Source organism: Cognatishimia activa (assembly GCF_001458335.1).
GTDB classification, from domain to species: Bacteria; Pseudomonadota; Alphaproteobacteria; order Rhodobacterales; family Rhodobacteraceae; genus Cognatishimia; species Cognatishimia activa.
The window spans coordinates 36773-58377 of sequence record NZ_CYTO01000008.1 but is presented as its reverse complement, the minus strand read 5'-3'; the positions used below and the strand labels follow the sequence as shown (position 1 = coordinate 58377).

The following is a 21605-nucleotide window of genomic DNA, read 5'->3' as shown; positions in this document are numbered from 1 at the left end:
GGGCCGGGGATTTCCTCGGCCTTTTTTCTTGTTTTGTTCTGCTTTGATAGCAGTGGCAGAATCGGCGGTGGATGTGCTAGATTTGGCGGTATGCTGGATCAAGACCGCAAAATAAGCGAAAATCTCCCTGTTATTCGTCAATTGGACGAAGGCGCGATCAACCGGATTGCCGCGGGCGAGGTTGTAGAGCGCCCGGCCAGTGCCGTTAAGGAACTGGTTGAGAATGCGATAGACGCGGGTGCAACCCGGATTGAGGTCGCCGTGGCTGCCGGGGGCAAGACCCTGATCCGTGTGACCGACGATGGATGTGGGATTTCTCCAGAGCAATTGCCACTCGCATTAAGCCGGCATGCGACGTCCAAGATTGATGGAAGTGACCTGCTGGATATTCACACATTTGGGTTCCGGGGCGAGGCGTTGCCATCCCTTGGCGCGGTGGGGCGGCTAAAGATTAACTCCCGTGTGAAAGGGTCCGACGCTGCCAGTATTGCCGTTGCTGGCGGAGAGATTGGCCCTGTCAAACCCGCAGCACTCGGGCAGGGATCAATCGTTGAATTGCGTGATCTGTTTTACGCGACACCCGCGCGTTTGAAGTTCATGCGCAGCGATCGCGCCGAGATGCAGGCGATCACCGATGTGGTGAAACGCCTGGCGATGGCGGAGCCGTTCATCGGGTTCACCCTGCGCGATGTGACCGGTGGCGGCGAAGGTCGCGTGACCTTCCGGGCCGATGGTGAGAGCGGCGATTTGTTTGACGCGCTGCATGGGCGATTGGCCCGGATCCTTGGTTCCGAGTTTGCCGAAAACGCGCTTCGCATTGATGCGGATCGTGAGGGCATCAAGCTGATCGGTTACGCAGCATTGCCAACCTATTCTCGCGGCTCCAGCACGGCGCAGTACCTATTCGTGAACGGCCGCCCGGTGAAGGACAAGCTTTTGGTCGGTGCGTTGCGCGCGGCTTATTTTGATTTTCTGTCGCGCGACCGTCATCCCGCAGCTGCGCTGTTTATTGATTGCGATCCACAGCTCGTGGATGTGAACGTTCACCCGGCGAAATCAGAAGTGCGGTTCCGCGATCCTGGCTTGGCGCGGGGGCTGATCGTTTCCGCTCTGCGTCACGCCTTGGCAGAGGCCGGGCACCGGGCATCGACCACTGTGGCCAACGCCACCCTAGGGGCGATGCGCCCGGAACCCACCGGACCTGCGCGGGTCTATCAAATGGATCGCCCATCGCTTGGCGCGCGAACTGCCGCCTACCAAGCGCAAGCGCCGGGTCTGGCGGAGCGGAGCTCGGCTTGGGACAGTACCCCCGGCGCGCCGCTGATGGAGACACCGGTTTCTGGGCGGGTTGATGTGGTCGAGGTTCCCGCTGAAAGCGCGGATGAACCAACGCTTGAACAGAACCCCTTAGGCGCGGCGCGCGGTCAGGTGCACGAGAACTACATCATTGCGCAAACCGCTGATGGTATGGTCATTGTCGACCAGCACGCGGCGCATGAACGTCTGGTCTATGAAAAACTCAAGAAGCAGATGGCTGAGAAGGCGGTGCCGGCGCAAGCACTGCTGATCCCTGAAATCGTTGAACTGTCATCGGCTGGCTGCCAACGCCTGTTGGGGCATGCTGATGCGCTCACCAAGATGGGGCTGACTATTGAGGCCTTTGGGGGGGACGCCATCGCCGTGCGCGAAACGCCCGCGATCCTAGGCGAGGTCAACGCACGGTCTATGATCCTCGATATTCTGGACGAGCTGGATGATCAGGGCGAAAGCCAGTTGGTTCAGGCCAAGATCGAAGCAATCCTGAGCCGCGTGGCCTGTCATGGCTCCATTCGCTCTGGCCGCCGTATGCGGGCTGAAGAGATGAATGCGCTTTTGCGGGAAATGGAAGCCACGCCTCACTCCGGGCAATGCAACCATGGGCGCCCGACTTATGTAGAACTCAAGCTGGCCGATATCGAGCGGCTGTTCGGACGGACGTGATGGATTTTTCTGATCCGCAAATTCAGATGTACCTTTTGATCGGTGCTGGCATTTTGGTGGCCCTGATCCTGCTGATGCTGCGCGCCGTTCTAAGGCAGGCGTCTGGTTCAGCGTTGCAGATGAATGCTTTGGCGCAGCGTGTCGACCAACTTTCGTCTGGCCAAGAACAGCTGGGCGGCAGCCTGTCGACGGTTGTTCAAAACCAAAGCCAAGGCCAAAACCAGATCACCAATCTGATGGAACAGCGATTGGGCGAGGTACAGCTGAACCTGCATGAGAACCTCTCCAAAGTTCAACGTCGGACCGGTGAAAACCTTGCAACGATGCAGCAGCAGATGGCGGATAACTTGGCCGCGCAGCAGCTGAAGATGCAGGAAAACCTTGCCAATATGCAGATGCGGACGAACCAGTCCTTGTCGGAGCTGCAAGAGAAGATGAACAACAGTCTGATGGGCAATGCCAAGCAGACCGCGACGTCCTTGACGCAATTGCAGGAACGGCTCGCGACCATCGACAAGGCGCAGGACAATATCACCAAGCTCTCCAGCGACGTTTTGAGCTTGCAGGACATCTTGAGCAACAAGCAGACACGCGGGGCGTTTGGGGAAATTCAGCTCAACGACATTGTGGGCAAAGCCCTACCGCGCGACAGCTACGCATTGCAACACACATTGCCGAACGGAAAACGCGCCGACTGTTTGATTCACCTGCCCAACCCTCCGGGTCCGATTGTGATCGACAGTAAGTTCCCGTTAGAGGCCTATGAGGCGATGTTGGCGTCCGAAACAGAAGCCGAGTTGAAGGCGGGTATCCAAGCGTTCAAAACTTCCGTGCGCAAACACATCAATGACATCGCTGATAAATACATCATCGAGGGCGATACCGCCGATGGGGCGCTGATGTTCTTACCTTCCGAGGCGATCTACGCTGAACTTCATGCAAAATTCCCTGATTTGGTACAGGAAGGATTTAGCAAGCGGGTTTGGATTGTGTCCCCGACCACCTGTATGGCGACGCTGAACACCATGCGTGCGATCCTCAAGGATGCGCGCATGCGCGAACAGGCGGGTGAGATTCGCAAAGCGCTGCGCAATCTCCACCGCGATGTTGAGATCGTGGGCGAGCGTGCCGGAAAATTGGAAACCCACCTTCGCCAAGCGGGTGAGGACGTCAGCGGCATTCTGACTGCAGCTTCGCGGGCCGGTAAGCGTGCACATAAGCTTGATAATTTCGATTTTGAAGAGCTTGCGCCAGAGCAGGCCCCTGAGCCGCCCAATGTGGTTCCGTTGACCAAACAGCCGGGCGAATAAGCTCCTTTTCGCCGCTTGCGCCAGATCAAAGCGGGTATGTGGTATACTCAGGCACAGTGGCACTGAGAAAGGAGCCGCGACATGCTTGAAATCACACCATGGAAGGTTGCGCAGGTTGTCCTGATGGGGCGCGAGTTGGATCGTGCTGAGGGGGAGCTGCGTGGGTTTTTTGAACGCCTGACCGACGACGAAATGATAGATCTGGTGGCCATCATGTGGATTGGCCGAGAGAGTTTTGAGCCGGAAGATTTGGCGGAAGCGCTGAAGACCGCGCGAGACGAAAGATCGACGCCTTCGGCTGATTATCTATTGGGAACGCCGCATCTGTCAGATCATTTGGAAAACGGAATGGACGCTTTGGGCATTTCTTTGGTGGATGCCGAAGATGATCTGATGGCCCGCCAATAGAAAGTTTCGTTAGGTCCAAATGGTCAAAAACGCGATGAAATTTCATTGAGCGTTTGTGTTTCCTGATTCGATGCGAGAAGCTCTCTCGAAGCTTTCTGCATGTGAGGATACGATGCTGAATTTGAATGATCCTTCCCTGTTCCGCCAAGCGGTACCTGTCGGCAACCGTTGGATTGAGGCTGATGCCGAAACAGGAACGCCGATCTATAACCCGTCCAACGGTGACTTGATCGGCTATGTCCCGAACTTGGGTGCTGCTGAAACCGAAGAAGCGATTGCTGTGGCGGAAGACGCGCGACATGCTTGGGCGGCGCAAACAGCCAAACATCGAAGCGGTGTACTGCGTCGTTGGTTCGAATTGCTGATGGAGAACCAAGATGATCTGGGGGCGATCCTAACGGCTGAGCAAGGCAAGCCTTTGACTGAGGCGAAAGGCGAAATCGCATATGGGGCGGGCTTTCTAGAGTGGTTCGCAGAAGAAGCGCGTCGAGCTTATGGCCAGACAATACCGGCCCCCATGTCGGATCGACGGATCGTCGTGATCAAACAGCCTGTTGGTGTTGTTGCGGCGATCACGCCTTGGAACTTCCCGAACGCGATGATTACGCGCAAAGCAGGGCCTGCGCTGGCGGCAGGCTGCGCGATGGTTCTCAAACCTGCACCGCAAACTCCATTTTCAGCGATTGCATTGGCGATCTTGGCGGAACGCGCTGGATTGCCCGCTGGCTTGTTCTCTTTGGTGACAGGCGATGCCGCAGAGATTGGTGGCGTCATGACGGCCAGCCCCACCGTGCGCAAGATGACCTTTACAGGTTCAACCGGTGTCGGATCGTTGCTTTATGGGCAGTGTGCTCCAACGGTGAAAAAGCTTGGTCTAGAGCTGGGTGGCAACGCGCCATTCATTGTGTTCGACGATGCTGATCTTGATGTCGCGGCTGAAGGTGCATTGTGGTCGAAGTTCCGCAACAATGGCCAAACCTGTGTTTGTGCGAACCGGATCTATGTGCAGGCAGGGGTGTACGATGCCTTCGCCGAAAAATTCGCCGAGAAGGTCGCTACTTTGAAAGTGGGCGATGGCTTTGCGGATGGTACAGTGATCGGCCCTTTGATCGATGACAAAGCGGTTGCCAAGGTTGAGCGTCACATTAGCGATGCGGTCGATAAAGGGGCGTCCGTGGTGACAGGTGGTAAGCGTCATGACCTAGGCGGCAAATTCTTTGAGCCAACCATCTTACGCGACGCAACGGTGTCTATGGCCTTTGCCAGAGAAGAAACGTTCGGGCCGGTTGCACCACTGTTTAAGTTTGAAACGGAAGCCGAGGTGATCGCCGCTGCCAATGACACAGAATATGGCCTGGCGGCTTATTTCTACACCAAGGACATGGCGCGCAGTTGGCGTGTCAGCGAGGCGCTGGACTATGGCATGGTCGGCGTCAACGCAGGGGTGATTTCTGCTGTCGAAGCTCCGTTTGGTGGCGTGAAGATGTCTGGTCTTGGTCGCGAAGGCGCGAAACAAGGTTTGGACGATTATATGGAAGAGAAATATATCTGCATGGCCGAGGTTAATCCGGCCTAAGCCATTCCGTTAAACAAAAAGCCCGCCAGACCGGCGGGCTTTTTTTGTCTTCAGGTTTAGAAGTCGAGGTTCTCAACGCTGAGTGCGTTCTTCTGAATGAACTCGCGACGTGGTTCCACAACATCACCCATCAGCTTTGTAAAGAGGTCATCGGCGTCCGCCATGTCTTCGACCTTCACCTGCAGCAGCGTGCGCGCATCCGGGTCCAAAGTGGTTTCCCACAACTGATCCGGGTTCATTTCGCCGAGACCTTTGTAGCGCTGCAAGGTCAGCCCGCGCTCGCCCTCAGACAAAATCGCGTCCAGCAGGTCTAGCGGGCCATGAATGACCTGATTGCGCTCTTTGCGGGTAAGGGATGCCGCAACGCCGTACACTTCTTGCAGGCTTTGCGTGAAGCTGCCGGTTTTACGCGCTTCGCCAGAGCGCAGCATCGGGCCGTCAAGCGTGCGAACTTCTTCGACACCGCGCAGGATGCGGGCTAGACGAATGCCGTGGTCTTGTGTGATGCGGCCTTGCCAACCCTGTTCGTATTCCAATGCGATCAGGTTCAAACGCTCTGCAACCTTGTCAGCAACGCCCTGCAAGTCGGCTTCAACTGCGCCCGGAACAAAGGCACCTGCAATGGCTGCCTGTTCCAGAATGTGGCGCGGGTAATGGGTCGGGAACGCATCCAGCACGCGCTTGAGTTGGCGCGCTTCGTTCACGACACGGGCAAGATCCGCGCCAACAATCTCTTCGCCAGAGCCAAGGCGCAAAACGGCACCATCGACGCCTTGTTCCACCAGATAGTCATCCAGTGCCGCTTGGTCTTTGAGGTACACCTCGGACTTGCCGCGAGAGACTTTATAAAGCGGCGGCTGCGCGATGTAGAGGTGGCCACGTTCGATCAGCTCTGGCATCTGACGATAGAAGAAGGTCAAAAGCAGCGTCCGAATGTGCGCACCGTCCACGTCCGCATCGGTCATGATCACGACCTTGTGGTAGCGCAGTTTATCGACGTTGAATTCATCACGGCCAATCCCGGTGCCGAGCGCCATGACCAAGTTGCCGATTTCCTGAGACGATAGCATCCGGTCAAAGCGTGCGCGTTCGACGTTCAGGATTTTACCGCGCAGCGGAAGCACGGCCTGTGTGCCCCGGTCACGACCGGTCTGGGCAGAGCCACCAGCGGAGTCACCCTCCACCAAGAAGACTTCGGTTTTGGCCGGGTCTTTTTCAGAGCAGTCTTTCAGCTTGCCAGCGAGGTAGTTCACATCCATCGCCGTTTTACGGCGGGTGAGTTCGCGCGCTTTGCGCGCTGCTTCGCGGGCCATGGCTGCTTCGATGATCTTCCCAACGATCATCTTGGCCTCATTAGGGTTTTCCTCAAACCATTCCGACAGCTTTTCACCCATCAAGCTTTCAACCGCCGGGCGCACCTCGGAGGAAACCAATTTGTCTTTGGTCTGAGAGGAGAATTTCGGATCAGGGACTTTCACGGACAGGACACAGGTCAAACCTTCGCGAGCATCGTCGCCGGTGAAGTTGATCTTTTCCTTTTTCGCGATCCCGCTTTCCTGGGCGTATTTTGTCAGCGTCCGGGTCAAAGCACCACGGAAGCCCGCAAGGTGTGTACCACCATCGCGCTGTGGAATGTTGTTGGTGAAGGGCAGGACGGTCTCGTGGTAGCTGTCGTTCCACCACATGGCCACTTCGACGCCGATCTCGTCCTTTTCACCGTTCACATAGATCGGCGTGTCCATCATCGCTGTTTTGTTGCGGTCGACGTATTTGACGAATTCTTTCACGCCGCCTTCATAGAACAACTCGGTCTTGAGCGGCTCTGCGGGACGCTCGTCCTCTAGGATGATGCGCACACCGGAGTTTAGAAAGGCCAGTTCGCGCAGGCGCTTTTCAAGAGTGTCGAAGGAGTATTCGAGATTGGAGAATGTGTCTGTGGAGGCAAGGAAACGCACTTCGGTACCGGTGTGATCGCCAGCGTCCCCAACCACTTTCAGGTGTTCGGAGGTCTCACCGCCCTCAAACCGCGCAAAGTGTTCTTTGCCGTTGCGCCAGACCCGCAATTCCAGCCAATCCGACAACGCGTTCACAACGGAGACACCCACCCCGTGCAGACCGCCGGACACCTTGTAGGAGTTGCTGTCAAATTTACCACCGGCGTGGAGCTGGGTCATGATAACCTCGGCTGCGGACACGCCTTCTTCGGGGTGAATATCAACTGGAATGCCGCGCCCGTTGTCGCTGACAGAAACAGAACTATCTGCGTGAATTTTCACGGTCACATAGTCAGCGTGTTTCGCCAAAGCTTCGTCGATGCCATTATCCACGACCTCATACACCATATGGTGCAGGCCAGAGCCATCATCGGTGTCACCGATATACATGCCCGGGCGTTTCCGGACGGCTTCCAAGCCTTTGAGAACTTTAATAGAATCCGCGCCGTATTGCTCGGGGTTTTGCGCGTTGTCGCTCATGTGGTGAGGTCCCTTATTCTTTCAGGAATTTATACCGGTTTGCCGTGGGAATGTCACGTGATTGGGGCAAAAAACTGGGCGGAAGGTTGCGTGCGTTTTAAGGGGCTTTGCACGTGCCGCTGGCGCTGGAATTTGAGTATTTTTGCAAAGGTGAATTTAGGAGGTTTTGCTTTCAGAAATACCGTTGGTTTCGGTGATCTCGAGGTATTGGCCGCGCGCCCCAAGCGAGTCAAAAAGCCCGTCTTCTGTGCCGGTCATCCATGCTTGTGCGCCTAAGGCACAGATCTCATCATAAAGGGCTGCGCGACGGTTTGCGTCGAGATGGGCCGCGACTTCGTCGAGCAGTAGGATTGGCGGCGTGCCGATTTGATCTGCAAGCGCGCGGGCATTGGCAAGGATGAGGGAAATCAGGAGTGCTTTTTGCTCTCCGGTAGAACACTCAGACGCCGGGACACCTTTGGCAATATAGGCCGCGTAAAGGTCGCTGCGGTGTGGGCCGACCAGCGTGCGCCCTGCCATGATATCGCGGGGCCTGCTTTCGGCGAAGGCGTCTTTGAAATCGTCCTCTGTGGTTGGGATCGCGCCTTCTGTCTGTTGGATCTCAAGTTCCGCGATTGGAAAGGCCGTGGTGGTTTGCGCTTGTGCACTGGTCAGCGATTGGATGGTGGCTGAGCGGTTTGCATGGATCTTTGTCGCCGCCTGCGCCATTTGATCCTCAAGAGCGCGGTACCAGTGCGCATCGCGGACTTGCTCTTTAAGCAGACGGTTGCGCTCTCGCATGGTTTTTTCATAGGTCAGTGCGGCTTCGGCGTGATCCGGAAAGAAGGACAATGCGGTTCGGTCCAGAAAACGACGGCGGCCTTCTGCGCCCTCGATCCAAAGGCGGTCCATGGCCGGGATCAACCAGATGACACGGCAGAGTTCTCCGAGGCGCGTCTGGGGCGTGGTTTTGTCGTTTATCTTGACCTGTCGTGCCGCGCCTTCATCTGACCAGGTTTCGATCTCTTGCGGGCCCGTGGTGGCGTTCAGGATGCCTTTGAGCTTCCATCCAAGGGCTTCTGGGCGACGTGTCATGTCTTGGGCGCTGGCGCGGCGGATGCCGCGGCCCGGGGAGAAAAGGGACACCGCCTCTAGGATGTTGGTTTTGCCGGCGCCGTTCGGGCCAAAGATCGCAATAGGGCGTGCGTCGCACTCGATCCGGCTATGTTTGTGGCTGCGAAAATGGCTGATGGTCAGCTGCGTAAGCGCAAGAGTCATAAGGCCCCCGGCAATGTTGCGGAGGCCTTAAGGAATAGGAATATGGTTGCTGGCTCGCTCACACGCGCATTGGCATCACGACATAGACCGCAGTCGTGTCGTTGCCTTCTCGCATCAAAGTTGGGTCGCCAGCGGAATTGAACATGAAGACCGCGTTTTCGCGATCCACCTGGCTTGCGATTTCCAGCAAGTATTTGGCGTTAAAGCCGATTTCCAAGCGCTCGTCGCCATAGGCAACTGCGAGCTCTTCTTCTGCAGCGCCGGAGTCCGGTGCATTCACTGACAGGATCAGGCGGTCTTCATCGAGTGCGAGTTTCACGGCGCGAGAGCGTTCAGAGGAGACCGTCGCAACACGGTCGACTGCTTGTGCAAAGTCCGACGCGTCGACTTCCAAGCGGCGGGTGTTGCCTGCTGGGATCACACGTGTGTAGTCCGGGAAGGTGCCGTCGATGACTTTGGATGTCAGGGTGATGTCAGGGGTTGCGAAGCGTACTTTGGTTTCAGAGACGGACACCGCGATATCCATTTCGTCGTCATCCAGAAGCTTGCGCAATTCGCCCACGGTTTTGCGGGGCACGATGACGCCCGGCATGTCAGCCGCACCATCTGGCAGATCAGAGTCGATGCGCGCTAGACGGTGACCGTCCGTCGCTACGCAGCGCAGAACTTTGCCGCCATCTGCGTCAGAAACGTGCATGTAAACGCCGTTCAGATAGTAGCGCGTTTCCTCGGTTGAGATCGCAAACTTGGATTTATCAAACAGGCGACGCAGCTGGGCCGCGTTGGCGCTGAAGTTGCAGGCATATTCAGAGGATGCCATGACCGGGAAGTCCTCTTTCGGCAAGGTTGCCAAAGAGAAGTTCGACCGACCCGCTTCCACGGTCAGACGTCCGGATGTGCCATCGTCAGTCAGAGTCACCAAAGCGCCGTCTGGCAGTTTGCGGACGATTTCATGCAGCGTGTTGGCGGAAACCGTTGTTGCGCCTGCGCGCTCCACTTGAGCCGGGGCCTTGTCCACCACCTCGATGTCCAAATCAGTCGCGCGGAACTGAACCGTGTCACCTTCTGCTTCGATCAGAACGTTTGCCAAGATTGGGATTGTGTTGCGCCGCTCCACCACGGATTGCGCTTGAGATACTGCCTTCAGCAGGGTGCCACGTTCGACGCTGATTTTCATCTCTTCTTCCTCCGAAGTGCGGGCGGGTTCCCGGGGCGACTACACTAGCCGCTTCATCCCATTGCTCAAGCCCTTTTTGCCTTTTTCCGCCGTTATTTAAAGGGCGTCAAGCGTTAGACAGAAAAGCGGGCCACAATGGGCCCGCTGAACATGAATTTTTGCAAATTGGTTACGCTTCAAGCGCACGGCGCAACAATTCCAGATCTTCGGCGATCTGACCGTCAGAGCTGCGCAGCTCTTCGATGCGACGCACGCCATGCATGACTGTGGTGTGGTCGCGGCCACCGAAGCGACGGCCGATTTCTGGCAAGCTGCGGCTGGTAAGCTGTTTGCACAGGAACATGGCGACCTGACGAGGGCGCGCAAAAGTGCGCACACGTTTCGGGCCAATCATGTCGCTCAGGCGAATGTTGTAGTGTTCCGCCACACGACGCTGGATTTCCTCGACGCTGATCTTGCGCTCGGATGCACGCAGAACGTCAGATAGACAGTCCTGTGTCAGGTCCATGGTGATTTCGCGGCCTACCAGCGATGCGAATGCGAAGAGGCGAGTCAACGCACCCTCTAGAACGCGCACGTTTGTAGAGATGCGGTGTGCAAGGAATTCCAGAACACCGTCGGCAATTTTCAGGTCAGGGTACTGACCGCGATATTGCTCGACCTTGCTTTGCAGAATGCCCAAACGCAGTTCGTAGTCGGTTGGGTGCAGGTCCACAACCAGACCACATTGCAGGCGTGAGCGGATGCGGTCTTCCATATCCTTAATCTCACCCGGTGCGCGGTCAGCCGAAATGATGATCTGCTTGTTCTGATCAACCAAAGCATTGAACGTGTGGAAGAATTCTTCCTGAGTGGAGTCTTTGCCCGCGATGAACTGTACGTCGTCGACCATCAAAACATCCACCGAGCGGAACATTTCTTTGAAGTCCATCATTTTGCGGTCACGCAGGGCTTGCACGAAGCGATACATGAATTGTTCAGCAGAGAGGTAAAGAACGTTCAGGTCCGGGCGCTGGGTCTGAAGCTCCCATGCGATCGCGTGCATGAGGTGGGTTTTACCAAGGCCAACGCCCCCATAGAGGAATAGCGGGTTGAAAGAGACAGGACCACCCTCGGCGACGCGGCGAGCGGCAGCGTTTGCCAGCTCGTTTGGTTTGCCAACGACGAAGCTGTCAAACGTAAAGCGCGTGTCGAGCGGTGCACCAGGCAGGTCGTCTTTGCTTGACGCGACCGTACTTGTAGCCGGTGCTGAGGCACGGTTCGCCGAAGGCTTCCCCGGAGCGGCGATGCTAGGTGACGCTGCGCCGTTGCTATTGGCCGCTGCGCGACCAACAGTGAAATGCACGCGCTGAACGTCTTCGCCCGCTTGCGAAAGCTGGTGAATGATTAAGTCACCGAAATTTTGAGATACGTAGTTCCCGATAAAGTTGGTTGGCACCGTAAAGGTCGCCACACCATTTGCCAGTTCCGTAAGCCGCAGCGGCTCGATCCAAGCTTTGTAATTATTCTGCCCAACTGTCTTTAAAAGGTCTTGCTGAAGCGACCCCCACTGCTCCTGTGTCATCTGTCCCCGTTTCTGCGCCTTGCTTTGTGGGGCGCGAGCCCCGTCTTTGCCATTCCCAGATCCACAGCACCTCTACGGGAATCGCGGCTCATGGAGCCTGGACAAAACTATCCCGTCAGGAAAAGTCCCCACTTTTCCCGTTTGTTTCGTCCAACGCACGTTAGCGCGAGCAAAAATAGGCTTTGGCACCTCGCTGTTACACCCTGGAAACTTGCAATGCGGTTGAAACCGAGCGCGTCTCCTTTGGGTTGTAATAGCAAGCAACTTTCCAGTTTAAACTGACTAGGCGCCGGCCCCCCGATGTGGCGATGTGAATCGCAGAACCAAGCTAGCAATATCGCCTGCGGCCCGGCAACTGATCTTCGAACTTGACTCTAAGATTCAGTAAAAAGAATCTCTTTGGCTCGTTGAACTGAGCATATAAAAAAGGCGCCTCTCTCAGAGAAGCGCCTTGAAATCTTGCAGTCTTATAAAGACTTAGCTCAGTGCTTTTACACGAGCTGCCAGACGGGAGATTTTGCGAGAAGCGGTGTTTTTGTGGAATACGCCTTTGGTAACACCACGCATAACTTCTGGTTGTGCTGCTTTCAGTGCTTCTGCAGCTGCAGACTGGTCGCCAGTCTCGATCGCTTCTTCTACTTTGCGCAGGAAAGTACGAATGCGAGAGCGGCGTGCTTTGTTTACTTCAAAGCGGCGTTCGTTTTGACGGGCGCGTTTCTTCGCCTGTGGTGAGTTTGCCATGAATCTCAGACCTTTATTTCTAACTTTGTTCAGCGTTTCACGCGTCTCATAACACCAAACAGGTCTGTCCAGTTTCCCGGACCGATTCTTGCCTGAGCGGGCATCACGCGCATGTATGACGGCGGTCTATAAAGGGTTTGGCAGAGATTGTGAATAGCAAAATAATCAGTAAGTATTTTGCACATGCAGCGAACTTTTTGCTTCGCAACAATTCGAATCATAAAGATGATTCTTGCGCGGCTGTGTGGCAAAAAAGCCGCCCTGATTGGGCGGCCTTCTGATTCTTTTGCGAGCTTACCGTTGGGTCGCTCTTACTTGTCACGGAATTGGGCTTCGCGCTTTTCTTGGAAAGCTGCCATGCCCTCTTTCTGGTCTTCTGTGGCGAAGAGCGAATGAAACAGGCGACGTTCAAATAGGATGCCTTCGGTCATCGTTGTTTCATAGGCGCGGTTTACGGCTTCCTTTGCAGCGAGGCTCGCAATGATGGACTTCTCCGCGATCTTTTGTGCTGCACCCATCGTTTCGTCGATCAGCTTTTTCGCCGGAACCACCCGAGAAACGAGCCCAGAGCGCTCTGCTTCTTCCGCATCCATAAAGCGGCCCGTGAGATGCATATCCATGGATTTCGATTTACCCACAAACCGCGTCAGGCGCTGAGTGCCACCAATCCCAGCAATAACACCAAGGTTGATTTCTGGCTGGCCAAACTTCGCGGTGTCGGAAGCGATGATGAAGTCACACATCATTGCCAGTTCGCAACCGCCGCCAAGAGCATAGCCTGATACCGCAGCAATGATTGGCTTACGTGTGTTCACAACGGCATCACCTTCGCCCGCAAAGAAGTTGGACAAAAACATATCCACGAAGGTCTTCTCGGACATTTCTTTGATATCGGCTCCGGCGGCAAAGGCCTTCTCCGAGCCTGTTAGGACGATGCAGCGCACTTTGTCGTTGGCGTCTGCTTCTTTGAGAGCCTGAGCAAGCTCGCCCAGCAATTCGGAGTTCAGCGCGTTCAACGCGTCAGGGCGGTTTAACTTGATCAGTGCAACGTGATCTTCAACTTCGACGATGATCGTCTCAAAAGCCATGAATCTGCTTTCTGTTGTTTCCGTTCAGACTCAAAGCCTTACCACCTGCGTGCGCCGGATCAAGCTATCTTTGGCATTGCGGGCAGTAGAAAGAAGAGCGCCCCGATTGGGTGATTCTCACGATTTCCCCATTGCAATCCTCGCTGCGACAAGGCTCCGAGTCGCGTCCGTAGGCGTCAAAGGAATGCTGAAAATATCCAAGTTCTCCATCGGCTTGGCGGAAATCCTTGAGCGAAGACCCTCCCGCAGAAATGGCGTCAGTCAACACATCGCGGATGATTGGAACGAGGCTGGATATGCGCGCTGAAGAGATCTTGTTGACGTGACGTTTGGGCGAAATTTTTGCACGATAGAGCGCTTCACAGACGTAGATATTGCCTAATCCTGCGACGATTTTCTGATCCAAAAGCGCCGATTTGATGGGCGTTTTCCGTCCCTCGAGCTTTTTGACCAGATAATTTTCGTTAAAATCGTTGCCCAAAGGTTCCGGGCCAATTGATGCCAATAGAGGGTGTTCGGCAGCGGTCGCGGTGTCCAGAAGATCCATCGCGCCGAAACGGCGAGGATCATTAAATGTGACACGTGCTCCGTTCTCCATATGAAACACCACATGATCGTGTTTTTCCGGGGCAGGGTGCTCGTGCACAAATTGCCCCAATGGATCACCCGAAATCAGCATACGTCCTGACATGCCGAGGTGAATAAGCAGGGTCTCGTCTGTCGATAGGTCTGCGAGGATGTATTTTGAACGCCGCCTTAACGCATTCACGCGCGCGCCAGTCAGCCGCTCTGCCATGCGATCTGGAAAAGGCCAGCGCAGATCTGGCCGGTTCACATCTGCCTTCGCAATCACGATGTTTTCCATGGCCGGGACAAGACCTCGGCGAACGGTTTCGACTTCTGGAAGTTCAGGCAATTTTGGGCCTCTCTGGTCTGGACCATCGATTGCTAGCGCAATTTGGAAAGGGGCGGAAGTGGGGCCACCTTGGGCGCGTCAAAATGATCGTGAATTCAGCGCATTGTCTGAGGCTGAAGAGGCCTATATGTAAGGCACGACATTTAAGGTGGCACCGCTATGACACAGACAGAAGAAAACACCACGCATTTTGGTTTTGAAACCGTTCCGGAATCTGAAAAGGCGGGGCGCGTGAAAGGGCTGTTCTCTGACGTAGCCGACAATTACGACCTGATGAATGACGTCATGAGCATGGGGATCCACCGCATCTGGAAAGATGCGATGATGGATTGGCTTGCGCCGCGTCCGGGTCAGAAGCTGTTGGATGTGGCTGGCGGCACGGGCGACATTTCATTCCGCTTTCTGAAACGCGCTGGCGAAGGCCATTCAACGGTGTTCGATCTGACCGCGCCAATGCTCGAAGAAGGACGCAAACGGGCAGAAGCAGAACAGATGGCTGACAGCTTGGACTGGGTGACTGGCGACGCTATGGCTTTGCCGTTCGCCGACAACACATTCGATGTCTACACAATCAGCTTTGGTATTCGGAATGTGACCCGCCCTCAGGAAGCCCTGAATGAAGCGTTCCGCGTACTGAAGCCCGGTGGGCGTCTAATGGTTCTGGAGTTTAGCCAACTGCCAAACCCGGCAATGCAATGGGCCTATGATCGCTATTCATTCAATGTGATCCCGGAAATGGGAAAGCTGATCGTAGATGATCGAGACAGCTATCAGTACCTTGTGGAATCCATCCGTAATTTCCCAGACCAAGAAACCTTCTTAGGCATGGTGAAAAAGGCAGGCTTCTCCAACGCCAAATACCGCAACATGTCCATGGGCATCGCGGCGCTGCATTCTGGTTGGAAAATCTAATATGCGCGGACCGCATAATATTTGGCGCTTGATCCGAACTGGCGCAACGCTTGAGCGCACGGGTGCCATGGGTGTCGTGCTTGAGGCCTTTAATGCACCAAAACCTTTGCGCATTATGGCACGCTCAATTGTTTGGCCGTTTCGCTGGCTGGGCATCAAGGGTGATCAAAACATGCCGCCCGTCGTACGTGCACTCAGCGCTTTGGGACCGGCTTACATAAAGTTCGGGCAAGTGCTGTCCACGCGGCCAGATGTGGTTGGTGGCGAGATGGCGACGCAGCTGCGTGTTCTGCAGGATCGCTTGCCGCCATTCTCGGTGGCAGAAGCCAAAAAGGCGATTGCCGCTGAACTGGAAGTATCAGCCGATCAAATCTTCTCTGAGTTTTCTGAACCCGTTGCGGCGGCGTCAATTGCGCAAGTCCACAAAGCGACTTTGGCTGAGACGGGCCAAGTCGTGGCGGTCAAGGTCCTGCGTCCGGGCATCGAACGCGCCTTTCGCAAAGATGTGGATGCGTTTTATTTCGCCGCGCGTTTTGCCGAACTCTTCTTGCCCGGCTCACGCCGTCTGAAACCAACCGACGTCATCAAACATTTTGACGGTGTTGTCACCGGTGAGCTGGACCTGCGCCTTGAAAGCGCATCGGCCAGCGAGTTTGCCGCGAACACGGCAAAGGACGCAGGCTTTCAGATACCTACGATCCTTTGGCAGCATTCCGGGCGGCGGGTGATGACAATGGATTGGGCAGAAGGCGCTCCGCTTGGCGACAATGACGCTTTGGACGCCGCTGGCCATGATCGTCATGCCCTTGGAAGCCGTGTCCTTCAACTATTCCTGAGCCACGCTCTGCGCGACGGATTTTTCCACGCAGATATGCACCAAGGCAACCTGAAGGTCGCTGCCAATGGGGATATCATCGCCTATGACTTTGGGATCATGGGCCATATCGACGAGTACACCCGTCGGGTGTATGCAGAAATCCTGTTTGGATTTATCCAGCGCGATTATCAGCGCGTGGCAGAAGTGCATTTTGAGGCGGGATATGTTCCAGCTGATCGAGATGTCGATGAGTTCGCCCGCGCTTTGCGTGCCGTTGGTGAGCCGATCTTTGGTATGGACGCAACCAAGATTTCAATGGGGCGGTTGCTGAATTACCTGTTTGAGGTAACCGAGCGCTTTGGCATGGAAACGCGTACCGAGCTAATCCTTTTGCAACGCACCATGGTTGTTGTCGAAGGGGTGGCGCGGTCCTTAGATGAAACCTTGAATATCTGGGATGTGGCGAAGCCAGTGGTGGGTGACTACATCAAGCAATCAATTGGCCCGCGTGCGCTTGCAAGCGATCTGATGAAAACCGCTAAGGTCATTGCGCGCTTTGGGCCTCGGTTGCCGGGGCTGGTGGAGAGCGCATTGATTGCACAGTCGACACCAGTTGAGACACCGCCTGTCCGGGTTTGGCGCTATGTTGCTTTAGGGATTGTCGCCGGAGCTGCTGCTGCGCTGGGTGGAAGCTATGCAGCGCTCTTGTGGCTCTAGAAATCAAACCCCGCAAACAAAAAAGCCTCGGTGATGAACCGAGGCTTTTGTCATTTTAGAGATCGCTTAGATTAGCTGATCAGGCCCGCATGGCGCATAGCCGCGTCGATCTGCGCTTTGGTGTCGTCCAGAAGGCCGGTCAACGGTGAACGAACTTCTTCGCTGCACAGACCCAGTTTGGACATCGCGTATTTTGCGCCCACAAGGCCAGGCTCCACAAAGATCGCTTCGTGCAGCGGGAAGAGACGGTCCTGCAGTTCCAACGCTTTCGCGTAGTCGCCTGCCAGAGTAGCTTCTTGGAACTCTGAACACAGACGCGGTGCGACGTTGGCGGTTACAGAGATACAGCCTTGGCCACCATGAGCGTTGAACGCCAATGCGGTGCCATCTTCGCCAGAAAGCTGGGCGAACTCTGTTCCACAAGTAATGCGTTGTTGGCTGACACGGTTCAGATCGCCTGTTGCGTCTTTCACGCCAACAATGCGCGGAAGTTTCGCGAGTTCGCCCATGGTTTCTGGGGTCATGTCGACAACCGAGCGGCCCGGAATATTGTAAATGATGATCGGCAGCTCGCAGCAGTCATGCAGCGCCGTGTAATGCGCGATCAAACCACGTTGGGTTGGCTTGTTGTAGTAAGGTGTCACCACCAAACCCGCATCCGCACCCGCTTTCTCAGCAAATTGCATAAAGCGGATGGCTTCCAGTGTGTTGTTGCTGCCTGCGCCGGCGATGACCGGAACACGACCAGCGGACGCACGGACCACTTCTTCGATTACGGTTTCATGCTCGTCATGGGTCAGGGTCGGAGATTCGCCTGTTGTGCCCACTGGAACAAACCCGTGTGTGCCTTCGCCGATATGCCACTCGACCAGCTTTTTGAGCGTCTCAAGATCCAGCTCGCCGTTCGTAAACGGCGTGATGAGTGCGGGAAAAGACCCTTTAAACATGACACGCTCCTTTGTTTTTGCGGTGCTGGGCAAGACGCCCGGGTTGAAAGTCGCGCGGAACCTAGCGGGATCACGCCGGTTTGCCAAGTTTATGATTGGCGCAATCGTCCACGCAGACCTATGTTTGGGTCATATCCTTCGTCAGTCGGGAAATTGCAAGCGTGATACGATTTCTTTGGGTCCTCATTTTTTCCCTGAGCTTCACCGGTGCTGCATCTGCGCAAGCGCTTTCAAACGCCATGGACGCGGTCCGTGCCAAAGATTGGGCGGAAGCAGAGCGCTTGGTGCGGCGCCAGGATGAAGTGGTGCGTGATATCGTTGAATGGCATCGCTTGCGCGCGGGAGAGGGCACGTCGCGTGAGACGGTTGCCTTCTTGGCGCGCCGTCCAGACTGGCCCGGATTGCCCTATTTGCGGCGGCAAATGGAAGATAGTTTTGAGGACGCGCCGAATGAGCGCGTGATCGGTTTCTTCGGAGCGCAAGATCCCCGCACGGCAGAAGGTGCTTTAGCTTACGCGCGTGCGCTCAAGTCTTCCGGCCAAAGTGGAGCAGCGGAAGCTGAAATCGTCCTGGCATGGCGTACGATGGCGATGTCTGAGTCCCTTCAAGCAGAGTACCTGGCGGACTATGGCCGGGTTCTTCGAGATCATCATGAGGCACGGCTCGATTACGCCCTATGGAAAGGGTGGAAAGAGAACGCGCAACGGATGTATCCGCTGGTCTCTGATGGTTGGCGCAAACTTGCGGCAGCGCGACTGGCCTTGCGGCTCGATCGAACCGGTGTGGACGTTTTGATCGAAGCGATCCCGCAGCTTTTGGCCAATGATCCGGGGTTAGCTTACGAACGTTTCCAATGGCGCGCACGAAAGGGCAGAAGCGACTCGGCAATTGAATTGTTGGTGGCGCAAAGCAAGGCGGGCAACCTTGGCGAGGCTCTGCCTTGGGCCGGTCGTCGCCAGACATATGCGCGGAGCCAAATGCGTGCAGGCAACCATCGTCTCGCCTATCAGATCGCCATCAACCACGGCCTCGTCGAGGGCAGCAAGTACGCCGACCTAGAATGGCTCGCTGGCTACATTGCGCTGCGCTTTCTGGACAAGCCAAAGACCGCACTTCAGCATTTCGTGCGTTTTGAGCAAGCGGTTGCGACCCCTATCTCTTGGGGCCGTGCAGGGTATTGGATCGGGCGCACCTATGAAGCGCTGGGAGACAAAGCCTCTGCACAACGCGCTTATGCTGGCGGTGGGCAACATCAAACAAGCTTTTATGGATTGCTTGCCGCAGAAAAGGCGGGCGTTCCGATCAAGCCTGAACTTGCTGGGGCGCGTGCTACAGATTGGCGGGGCGCACCTTTCACGCGGAGCTCTGTCCACCAAGCGGCACTGGCGCTTTTGAAAGCGGGTGAAATGTCTTTGGCCGAGCGTTTCTGGACGCATCTTGCAGAAACGCAGGATCGCGGAACCATGGCTCAGATGGGACAGATGGCGATTGATATGGGACAGCCTCATATCGCAGTGATGCTTGGTAAACGGTTTATCAAGTTCGGCCAAACGATCCACGCGCCTTACTACCCACTGCACCCAATGGCGAAACGCCGCAATCTCTCTGTTCCTGCCGAAATGGCCTTGTCCATCGCGCGACGCGAAAGCGAGTTTGATCCGGTCGTTGTATCAGGTGCGAATGCACAAGGCTTGATGCAGATCTTGCCGGGAACGGCCAAACAGGTCGCGGGCGCTTTGGGCATCGCTTATTCAAAGCCCCGTCTACTGAGTGACCCTGAATATAACGTTACTTTGGGCACAGCTTATTTGGCAGGGCTGGCAGACGAGTTTGATGGCAACGTCATTATGGTCGCCGCAGGTTATAATGCCGGGCCAAGTCGGCCGACCCGTTGGATGTCAGAACGGGGTGATCCACGCCGCCGGGGGGGTATGGATATCATCGATTGGATAGAACACATCCCGTTTAATGAGACCCGAAACTACGTGATGCGTGTTGCCGAAAGCTTGCCAATTTATCGCGCGCGACTTGGCAAAAACCCTCTTCCAGTCCCCTTTAGCAAGGAATTGGTCGGACGGTCGTTGCTCACCAATTAAACTGTCTAGGACGCGCTTTTCACACGACGCTCGCGCAGCAGCGCAAACACACCCGCGCCGATGATAATCGCGGCACCAATCGCGACATTGGCGCGCAATGTTTCGCCAAAGGCCATCATGCCCACCGCAACCGCGAAGGGCATTTGAAGATAGGCAAAGGGCTGAACCGCACTGGCTTCGGCGATCTCATAGGTTTTGATCAGCATCCAATGTCCCAGAATGCCTGTGCCACACAGCAACAAGAGCCAAGCGAGGTCTGTGCCGAGGATTGGCTCCCAATGGAAAACGCCAATGGCGGTCATAACCAGCGCCCCGACGGTGCCATTGTAAAAGAAGCTGGTGATAGAGCTGTCATATTGGCCAGCGTAACGGGTCATGATTCCATACAGCGCAAACATGAAAGCGCCGACCAACGGGATGATTGCTAACGGAGAAAAGACACCCGCTCCAGGCTGTAGGATGATGAGCACGCCGAGGAAACCGACACCGACAGCGGACCAACGGAACCAACCGATTTTTTCACCCAATAAGGGGCCTGAAAGCGCAACAATAAGCAGAGGGTAGCAGACGAATATCGCATGGCTTTCCGTGAGACCGAGCAATGTGAAAGCAACCACCGTCACACAAATTTCCAGCGCCAACAAAGCGCCGCGCGCCCATTGCAGCCAGGGTTTTTGGGATTGTGCTACCTTGCGAACGCCACCATTGCGATGGGCCCAAATCAAAGCAAAGGTCGCAAAAAACCAAAACCGGACCATCACGACCATATAGACGTTATATTCGGCGGCCAGATGACGCGAGATGCCATCCTGCAAAGCAAAAATGAGCGACGTCAGGGTCATAAGCACGAAACCCAAACGGTTGTTGGTAGCGGTCATGAGCTTGCCTTTCGGGCGACGGTCATATGACGCTTGCGCCCGAAGCCTGGGACGCGTTCGACTTCAAATCCCGCGGCTTCTAAACCGCGGCGCACAAACCCAGCAGCTGTGTAGGTTGCGGCCGTGCCGTCGTCCTTGGTGTGCAAACCGACTTGTTTCATCAGTGCCTCATCCCAGAGTTCTGGGTTCTTCGCCGGGGAGAACCCGTCCAAGAACCAAGCGTCCGCTTGCCAGTTCTGTTCCGCAAGTGTTTCCCGTGCGTCGCCAATCACAACGCAAGCGTCGATACCTTGCAGCGTGGAAAGAGTTGGGTCCTCTGCCCAAGCCACACAGAGTCGTTCCGCGTAGGCAGCAACTTCCGGAAAAGCGGCCAAAGCGCGTGCCATCTCTTCCGCATTCATCGGGAAGGCCTCAAAGCTGGTGAACCGCAATGGCGTGTCGTGCCCAGCTTCCTCCCAAGCCTTCCAAACGGCCAGAAAGTTAAGGCCGGTACCAAAGCCAAGCTCTGCGATATGAAAGCCGGGCGCAAATCGTGCAGGTAGATCATTGCCTGCCAAAAACACATGCTGTGTTTCACTTAGGCCATTGTCCAAACTGAAATAAGGATCATCAAAATGCGTGGAGACTGGGATCTTATCATCCCGCCATTCCAGCTTTGCCGTCTGGTCGCTCATCACAGTTTGCCTTAGAGGTTGGTCTGACTTCGTCCGAGGCTGAAGCTTTGGGCAAAATCGAAGTGTTTTGCAA

The 21605-nt window shown here is 55.7% G+C and carries 17 protein-coding genes; 7 read left to right on the top strand and 10 right to left on the bottom strand.

From position 1 onward, the window contains the following. Positions 1–90: 90 nt before the first annotated feature. The 4 genes from mutL to TA5113_RS03760 all read left to right on the top strand — a co-directional run bounded on the left by mutL (position 91) and on the right by TA5113_RS03760 (position 5274). On the top strand, positions 91–1980 hold the full coding sequence (mutL, locus tag TA5113_RS03775) for a DNA mismatch repair endonuclease MutL (RefSeq protein ID WP_058313369.1): 1890 nt from the start codon (positions 91–93) through the stop codon (positions 1978–1980). Continuing rightward, positions 1980–3290, top strand: a complete 1311-nt coding sequence (locus TA5113_RS03770) for a DNA recombination protein RmuC (protein ID WP_058313368.1) — start codon at positions 1980–1982, stop codon at positions 3288–3290. The genes mutL and TA5113_RS03770 overlap by 1 nt, the downstream gene beginning before the upstream one ends. Positions 3291–3371: 81 nt before the next feature. Further along, entirely contained in the window at positions 3372–3698 is a 327-nt protein-coding gene (locus TA5113_RS03765; RefSeq protein WP_058313367.1) for a DUF3775 domain-containing protein, read from the top strand. A gap of 112 nt (positions 3699–3810) precedes the next feature. Beyond that, entirely contained in the window at positions 3811–5274 is a 1464-nt protein-coding gene (locus TA5113_RS03760) for an NAD-dependent succinate-semialdehyde dehydrogenase (protein WP_245627094.1), read from the top strand. Between the two features lie 56 nt (positions 5275–5330). Here TA5113_RS03760 and gyrB read toward each other — a convergent pair whose 3' ends face one another. From gyrB to mutM, 7 genes are all read right to left on the bottom strand, one after another. Then, a complete protein-coding gene (gyrB, locus tag TA5113_RS03755; RefSeq protein WP_058313366.1) occupies positions 5331–7748 on the bottom strand; it encodes a DNA topoisomerase (ATP-hydrolyzing) subunit B in 2418 nt (805 codons plus the stop codon). A gap of 156 nt (positions 7749–7904) precedes the next feature. Next, entirely contained in the window at positions 7905–9005 is a 1101-nt protein-coding gene (recF, locus tag TA5113_RS03750; protein ID WP_058313365.1) for a DNA replication/repair protein RecF, read from the bottom strand. 58 nt (positions 9006–9063) lie between these two features. After that, entirely contained in the window at positions 9064–10182 is a 1119-nt protein-coding gene (gene dnaN / locus TA5113_RS03745) for a DNA polymerase III subunit beta (RefSeq protein WP_058313364.1), read from the bottom strand. Positions 10183–10351: 169 nt separating this feature from the next. Beyond that, on the bottom strand, positions 10352–11746 hold the full coding sequence (dnaA, locus tag TA5113_RS03740; RefSeq protein ID WP_058313363.1) for a chromosomal replication initiator protein DnaA: 1395 nt from the start codon (positions 11744–11746) through the stop codon (positions 10352–10354). Between the two features lie 477 nt (positions 11747–12223). Continuing rightward, on the bottom strand, positions 12224–12487 hold the full coding sequence (gene rpsT, locus TA5113_RS03735; protein WP_058313362.1) for a 30S ribosomal protein S20: 264 nt from the start codon (positions 12485–12487) through the stop codon (positions 12224–12226). Positions 12488–12798: 311 nt separating this feature from the next. After that, positions 12799–13575 (bottom strand): acryloyl-CoA hydratase, encoded by a 777-nt coding sequence (gene acuK, locus TA5113_RS03730; protein ID WP_058313361.1) that lies wholly within the window; start codon positions 13573–13575, stop codon positions 12799–12801. 64 nt (positions 13576–13639) lie between these two features. After that, complete coding sequence (gene mutM, locus TA5113_RS03725; protein WP_058313360.1) at positions 13640–14491, bottom strand: bifunctional DNA-formamidopyrimidine glycosylase/DNA-(apurinic or apyrimidinic site) lyase; 852 nt, start codon at positions 14489–14491, stop codon at positions 13640–13642. Positions 14492–14650: 159 nt separating this feature from the next. Between mutM and ubiE the strand changes: the two genes are divergently transcribed. Both ubiE and ubiB read left to right on the top strand, forming a co-directional pair. Then, positions 14651–15403 carry a bifunctional demethylmenaquinone methyltransferase/2-methoxy-6-polyprenyl-1,4-benzoquinol methylase UbiE gene (gene ubiE / locus TA5113_RS03720; RefSeq protein WP_058313359.1) on the top strand — a complete coding sequence of 251 codons (753 nt, stop codon included), beginning with the start codon at positions 14651–14653 and terminating at the stop codon, positions 15401–15403. A 1-nt stretch (position 15404) separates the two neighbouring features. After that, positions 15405–16937 carry a 2-polyprenylphenol 6-hydroxylase gene (ubiB, locus tag TA5113_RS03715; RefSeq protein ID WP_058313358.1) on the top strand — a complete coding sequence of 511 codons (1533 nt, stop codon included), beginning with the start codon at positions 15405–15407 and terminating at the stop codon, positions 16935–16937. Positions 16938–17008: 71 nt separating this feature from the next. Here the strand turns inward: ubiB and dapA are convergent, their stop codons facing one another. Then, positions 17009–17884: a 4-hydroxy-tetrahydrodipicolinate synthase gene (gene dapA, locus TA5113_RS03710; RefSeq protein ID WP_058313761.1), complete on the bottom strand. Its 876-nt coding sequence runs from the start codon at positions 17882–17884 to the stop codon at positions 17009–17011. Between the two features lie 161 nt (positions 17885–18045). Here dapA and TA5113_RS03705 point away from each other — a divergent pair, with 161 nt between their 5' ends. Beyond that, positions 18046–19980 (top strand): lytic transglycosylase domain-containing protein, encoded by a 1935-nt coding sequence (locus TA5113_RS03705; RefSeq protein WP_058313760.1) that lies wholly within the window; start codon positions 18046–18048, stop codon positions 19978–19980. A gap of 5 nt (positions 19981–19985) precedes the next feature. Here the strand turns inward: TA5113_RS03705 and TA5113_RS03700 are convergent, their stop codons facing one another. After that, the gene (locus tag TA5113_RS03700; protein WP_058313357.1) at positions 19986–20858 is read right to left on the bottom strand and encodes a DMT family transporter; all 873 of its coding nucleotides are present in this window, start codon (positions 20856–20858) and stop codon (positions 19986–19988) included. Continuing rightward, complete coding sequence (mnmC2, locus tag TA5113_RS03695) at positions 20855–21532, bottom strand: tRNA (5-methylaminomethyl-2-thiouridine)(34)-methyltransferase MnmC2 (RefSeq protein ID WP_058313356.1); 678 nt, start codon at positions 21530–21532, stop codon at positions 20855–20857. Before mnmC2 ends, TA5113_RS03700 begins: the two co-directional genes overlap by 4 nt. Between the last annotated feature and the right edge of the window lie 73 nt (positions 21533–21605).

What these genes read in the sequence shown, in the direction of transcription:
- mutL (WP_058313369.1), top strand. Translation starts at nt 91, where the DNA reads ATGCTGGATCAAGACCGCAAAATAAGCGAAAATCTCCCTGTTATTCGT.
- rpsT (WP_058313362.1), bottom strand. Translation starts at nt 12,487, where the DNA reads ATGGCAAACTCACCACAGGCGAAGAAACGCGCCCGTCAAAACGAACGC.
- TA5113_RS03770 (WP_058313368.1), top strand. Translation starts at nt 1,980, where the DNA reads ATGGATTTTTCTGATCCGCAAATTCAGATGTACCTTTTGATCGGTGCT.
- mnmC2 (WP_058313356.1), bottom strand. Translation starts at nt 21,532, where the DNA reads ATGAGCGACCAGACGGCAAAGCTGGAATGGCGGGATGATAAGATCCCA.
- TA5113_RS03760 (WP_245627094.1), top strand. Translation starts at nt 3,811, where the DNA reads ATGCTGAATTTGAATGATCCTTCCCTGTTCCGCCAAGCGGTACCTGTC.
- dapA (WP_058313761.1), bottom strand. Translation starts at nt 17,884, where the DNA reads ATGTTTAAAGGGTCTTTTCCCGCACTCATCACGCCGTTTACGAACGGC.
- ubiB (WP_058313358.1), top strand. Translation starts at nt 15,405, where the DNA reads ATGCGCGGACCGCATAATATTTGGCGCTTGATCCGAACTGGCGCAACG.
- ubiE (WP_058313359.1), top strand. Translation starts at nt 14,651, where the DNA reads ATGACACAGACAGAAGAAAACACCACGCATTTTGGTTTTGAAACCGTT.
- dnaA (WP_058313363.1), bottom strand. Translation starts at nt 11,746, where the DNA reads ATGACACAGGAGCAGTGGGGGTCGCTTCAGCAAGACCTTTTAAAGACA.
- TA5113_RS03765 (WP_058313367.1), top strand. Translation starts at nt 3,372, where the DNA reads ATGCTTGAAATCACACCATGGAAGGTTGCGCAGGTTGTCCTGATGGGG.
- gyrB (WP_058313366.1), bottom strand. Translation starts at nt 7,748, where the DNA reads ATGAGCGACAACGCGCAAAACCCCGAGCAATACGGCGCGGATTCTATT.
- dnaN (WP_058313364.1), bottom strand. Translation starts at nt 10,182, where the DNA reads ATGAAAATCAGCGTCGAACGTGGCACCCTGCTGAAGGCAGTATCTCAA.
- TA5113_RS03700 (WP_058313357.1), bottom strand. Translation starts at nt 20,858, where the DNA reads ATGACCGCTACCAACAACCGTTTGGGTTTCGTGCTTATGACCCTGACG.
- acuK (WP_058313361.1), bottom strand. Translation starts at nt 13,575, where the DNA reads ATGGCTTTTGAGACGATCATCGTCGAAGTTGAAGATCACGTTGCACTG.
- recF (WP_058313365.1), bottom strand. Translation starts at nt 9,005, where the DNA reads ATGACTCTTGCGCTTACGCAGCTGACCATCAGCCATTTTCGCAGCCAC.